Source organism: Mesorhizobium sp. M7A.F.Ca.CA.004.06.1.1, assembly GCF_003999135.1.
GTDB lineage: Bacteria > Pseudomonadota > Alphaproteobacteria > Rhizobiales > Rhizobiaceae > Mesorhizobium.
The window spans coordinates 1-4,241 of the sequence record NZ_RZPQ01000523.1 but is presented as its reverse complement, the minus strand read 5'-3'; the positions used below and the strand labels follow the sequence as shown (position 1 = coordinate 4,241).

The 4,241-nt window shown below is 61.2% G+C and carries 5 protein-coding genes, 1 tRNA gene and 1 pseudogene; all 7 read right to left on the bottom strand.

Annotated elements, in window-relative coordinates:
• A pseudogene (locus tag EN906_RS38480) lies at nt 1–96 on the bottom strand (50S ribosomal protein L1); the annotation flags it as partial.
• Between the two features lie 4 nt (nt 97–100).
• The gene (rplK, locus tag EN906_RS24890; RefSeq protein WP_013531410.1) at nt 101–529 is read right to left on the bottom strand and encodes a 50S ribosomal protein L11; all 429 of its coding nucleotides are present in this window, start codon (nt 527–529) and stop codon (nt 101–103) included.
• Nucleotides 530–688: 159 nt separating this feature from the next.
• Nucleotides 689–1,216 (bottom strand): transcription termination/antitermination protein NusG, encoded by a 528-nt coding sequence (gene nusG / locus EN906_RS24885; protein ID WP_013531409.1) that lies wholly within the window; start codon nt 1,214–1,216, stop codon nt 689–691.
• Between the two features lie 27 nt (nt 1,217–1,243).
• On the bottom strand, nt 1,244–1,447 hold the full coding sequence (gene secE / locus EN906_RS24880; protein ID WP_013531408.1) for a preprotein translocase subunit SecE: 204 nt from the start codon (nt 1,445–1,447) through the stop codon (nt 1,244–1,246).
• Between the two features lie 397 nt (nt 1,448–1,844).
• Nucleotides 1,845–1,920, bottom strand: a tRNA-Trp gene (locus EN906_RS24875).
• Between the two features lie 192 nt (nt 1,921–2,112).
• Nucleotides 2,113–2,610 (bottom strand): metal-dependent hydrolase, encoded by a 498-nt coding sequence (locus EN906_RS24870; RefSeq protein WP_127268201.1) that lies wholly within the window; start codon nt 2,608–2,610, stop codon nt 2,113–2,115.
• A gap of 250 nt (nt 2,611–2,860) precedes the next feature.
• Nucleotides 2,861–4,241: hypothetical protein (locus EN906_RS24865; RefSeq protein WP_127375452.1), on the bottom strand; the 1,381-nt coding region annotated here is incomplete at its 5' end.

Here is a 4,241-nt window from a genome sequence, read left to right as displayed (position 1 = left end):
GTCCTTGAGCAGCTTCAGCGCATCGCCCAGGGCATAAGCCTTGTTGGGATCGATGCCTTCGCGGGTCTTCGATACGCGCTTTGCAATCTTTGCCATGATCTTAGCCCACCACTTCCAGACCCATCGAGCGGGCGGAGCCCTCGACCATGCGCATGGCCGCTTCGACGTCGTTTGCGTTCAGGTCTTTCATCTTCGCGGTGGCAATCTCGCGGACCTTGTCACGCGAAACCGTACCGGCCTTGACCTTGCCCGGCTCCTTGGAACCGGACGTCAGGTTCGCCGCCTTCTTCAGGAAGTAGCTCACCGGCGCCGTCTTCATGACGAAGGTGAAGGACTTGTCCTGATAGTAGGTGATGACGACCGGAACCGGCGATCCCTTTTCCATTTCCTGGGTCTGCGCGTTGAACGCCTTGCAGAATTCCATGATGTTGATGCCACGCTGACCAAGCGCCGGGCCGATCGGGGGAGACGGCGTCGCCGATCCCGCTTTCACCTGGAGCTTGAGCTGGCCTGCAATTTTCTTAGCCATCTCTTTTCCTGCCTTTGTCTATGCCGGTCATGCCGGCGGTTGCAGTCTGGTGGTGCGGTTCGCGCAGCCGGCTAAAGCCGCACTCGCCTCCCACCGTCTCAGGCCGCGCGCTTCCGCGCCGCCTCCCCTGATCGCCAAACCGGCGTCAGGGATTTCGGATCAGCCCTTTTCGACCTGTCCGAATTCCAGATCGACCGGCACGGCGCGCCCGAAGATCGAAACTTCCACCTTGAGCCGCGCCCGCTCCTCGTCCACTTCCTGGACGAAACCGTTGAACGACGCGAACGGACCATCCGAAACGCGGATCGCTTCGCCGATCTCGAACGTGACCGAGGGCTTGGGCCGCTCGACGCCTTCCTGCACCTGGTTCAGGATGCGCTGGGCTTCCGCCTCGGTGATCGGCACCGGCTTGGAGTCGCCCAGGAAGCCGGTGACCTTCGGTGTGTTCTTGACCAGCGAGAACACGGCGTCGGTCAAATTGGCCTTCAGCAGCACATAGCCCGGGAAGAACTTGCGCTCGGCATCGACCTTGCGGCCGCGGCGAACTTCGACGACCTTCTCGGTCGGAACCACGATCTGGTGGATGTCGGCGGACAGGCCCTTCTGCTTGGCCTTGTTCTCGATATCCTCGGCGACCTTCTTTTCAAAGTTCGAATAAGCGTGGACGATGTACCAGCGCGCGGTCATTTCAAGACTTCTCCGTAATCGCCGGACTTAGCGTCCGATGCCCAGAATCTGTTCGACCGCAAGGCCCATGAGCTGATCGGCGGTGAAGAAAAAGATCATCGCGATCACTGCGAAGGCCAGAACCATCACCGTCGAGATCATCGTTTCGCGTCGCGACGGCCAAGTCACCTTGGCGGTCTCCGCGCGAACCTGCTGGAGAAAGACGAAAGGATTTGTGGTTTTCGAAGCCATATGCCGCTCTGTCTTCAAGACCCGTTGGCCGGGTCTCCTGGATGATCCCGCTGGCCGGGACGTGCCGCCTGAGCCCAATCTCGCGCCGAATCAGCGCAATCATTTCGCCCATGCAAATCAGACGCGTAAAGCCGGTTTCCCAGCTCCACGCGTCGCGTGTCTGTTTCGTCTACATAAAACCGATTCTTGATCCACGCAAGTGGCAAGTCTCCGCTTTATGACCAAACACCGCCTCGGAACCATCCAGTCGTTCCGTCCCGGCTATGGCGCTCTTATGCCCCAATCGACCCTATATGGCAAGCGGGTCGCCGATTTTCAAAGGCCAGAGCATGGAAATATCGCTTTGAAACGCCATTTCGAAACGGCGAAACATTGCGTTGAATGCCATTCCAAGAAATGGCACGGGCAGCAGGGCTCGAACCTACGACCTGCGGTTTTGGAGACCGCCGCTCTACCAACTGAGCTATGCCCGTATCGTGCGCATGTCGGCGCAGAAGGCGCTTCCTAAAAGCTTCCGCACGCTCTGTAAAGAGCGGTTTGCAAGCAAACGCGCCTTAATCCCGACAAGGCCATCCGGGTCGATCCCAAGCTCCGGCCTGAAGTCGCCAGCGCGCGGTGGCGTGATTGAGAGAGACGTCGCCTGCCCTCTTCGATGTGGAGCGTCCTCAAGCGGCATTCGTGGCAGGCTGCGGTCGCCCGCGTGCAAGCCAAAGCGCCCAGCCGCATATCAGGAGTTCGCATGCGAACGTCCAGTGCAGCAAAAAGCTGAGCACCCAATTGCTGAAGTCCGCCGGTACAGTGACGAGTTCGAACGCCCGCCGATCGAATGGCATCAGCCACAATATCGGCGACGCCAGCGTATCGAGGACCATATGCAGCATGGCGGCGGCAAAGAAGGCAGCCGTGGCTGCCAGATACGAGCGGGCGCGCCAGCTGACGAATAGCAACGACAGCGCCCCTGCGGCCGCCCAGAACAGCGGCCAATGCGTCATATAGGAGTGATGGCGGGTGCGTCCGCCGTCGATGAAATGGAAATACAGCATATCGATATCGGGGATGACACTGCCGACTATGGCGGCCCCGACGATAGCCGGGCTGCCAGGCCACTGCCTGCGCATGAACGTTCCGAGAATATAGCCACTTGGAAGATGGGCGATCAGCATCTCGGGACCGTTCACGGTTGCAGGCCAGTGCAGCATTCCGCCCTATTGTGGCGTTATTCCGGATGCCTGCGCCCGATACGTTTCGTGCCGATCATGGTTTCGTACCGGTGGCTTATAGGGGCCGCCCGGCACGCCCCAACCCAGGCCGGCATCGATCCTCCGCCTGCCTGGCGCCGCCAGCAGCGACGATAGCGGAACAATCGGAAGCGGCTCAAGCTGCCTCATGCCCGGTTTCCGGCTCCGCCGCACACTACAATTTGGCCGGCGCATCAGCCTCGGCATTGGCGGAAGGCCGGATCCGGCAATTCTCGGGTCTTGGCACCGCCTCGCAAATGGTGGCACCGGTCAGCGCGTCGACCGATTGCAGGCCGGTCGTCAGGCCGACCTTCAGCATCATGCCGGGTTCCAGCCGGCGCTCGACCGAGCGCCGCTCGATCGCTGCGAACAGGGCGGGACCGATCGCCATCTCCTCGAGATAGGCCTTGACCATCTGCTTTTGCCCCATCGGGTAAAGGCTAAGCCGCGCCTGGGGACCGACAAACCGCCTGATGCCGCCGGCAAGCATCAGCGCGCAGGCCGAATCGCACTCCACGCCGGCATCGATGCTCAGCCCGGCATAGGCGCCCTCTTTGGCCAGGCAATTCCACGCCCCTGGGTCACAGCCGACGAAATCGGTGCGGCCAACGGCGACGTCGAGCTTCTTTTCATGGATAAGCCGTCCTGCCGCCAGGGCGCTGAGCAGGTCGCCTCCCCTCGAACTGATCACGACAGGCAGTTGCCGTTTGCCAAGCATGGCGAGCAATTGGCGCAGCTTCTGCGGGGTCCGGGGGGTGATCGCACCTTCCGCCGAAATCCATTCCGGGCAGTCTGGATTGCAGAGTGGATTGGTGCCGCGAACGACAACGAAGCGCATGTCCTCATCGCGCCGCGCCGCCTCGGGTTCGATCGCCGGCGGAGCAGACTTATCCGCGGTCGCCGTCAGGCCGTCAGGCTTGTTCCCCGGCATTTCCCGGCAATTCGCGGCCAGGCGACCGGGCTCGCACAGGCTTGCCGCGGTCAACACGCCTACAGCGTCCGTGCTGGTGACCAGCTTCATCGCCAGCATGTCGTCGAGGGCGATCTGGTGGATTTCGCTGGCCGGGGTGCCCTTCATCGTTTCGAGCATGCTTTGTTCGATGCCCATCTGTTTCAGGTAGGCCGCCAGCTTTTTCTCAACCGCCTTGCTCATCTCGTAGGTCTTGTAGCTGCCGGCGTTCTTGCGGCTGACGATCTTTGTGTTGAGGATCTTCTTCTTGCCTCCCACGACGCGATAGGTGGTCCGGTATTGCAATTTCGTACGGATGTAGGTCGTGGTGATCTGATGGACGCCGAGATAGGCCCATTCGCCGGCCACCCGCCTGATACCGCCGGCAAACATCAGAGGACAGGCGGAATTGCACATGGCGCCATAGTCGATGACATCGCCGAAGTAGCGGGCGTCACGGCCCTGGCAGCCCTTCGCATCGGGCTGGCAGCTGGAAAACACCGTCTTGCCGATGGCGATATCGAACTTGTTCTTGCGGATCAGCCGGCCAAGCGTCAGCGCCGCCTCGACATTGCCGCCGGGAGAATCGACGACAACAGGCAGTTTC

Coding starts and splice junctions, on each gene's coding strand:
- rplK (WP_013531410.1), bottom strand. CDS start 529: ATGGCTAAGAAAATTGCAGGCCAGCTCAAGCTCCAGGTGAAAGCGGGA.
- nusG (WP_013531409.1), bottom strand. CDS start 1,216: ATGACCGCGCGCTGGTACATCGTCCACGCTTATTCGAACTTTGAAAAG.
- secE (WP_013531408.1), bottom strand. CDS start 1,447: ATGGCTTCGAAAACCACAAATCCTTTCGTCTTTCTCCAGCAGGTTCGC.
- EN906_RS24870 (WP_127268201.1), bottom strand. CDS start 2,610: ATGCTGATCGCCCATCTTCCAAGTGGCTATATTCTCGGAACGTTCATG.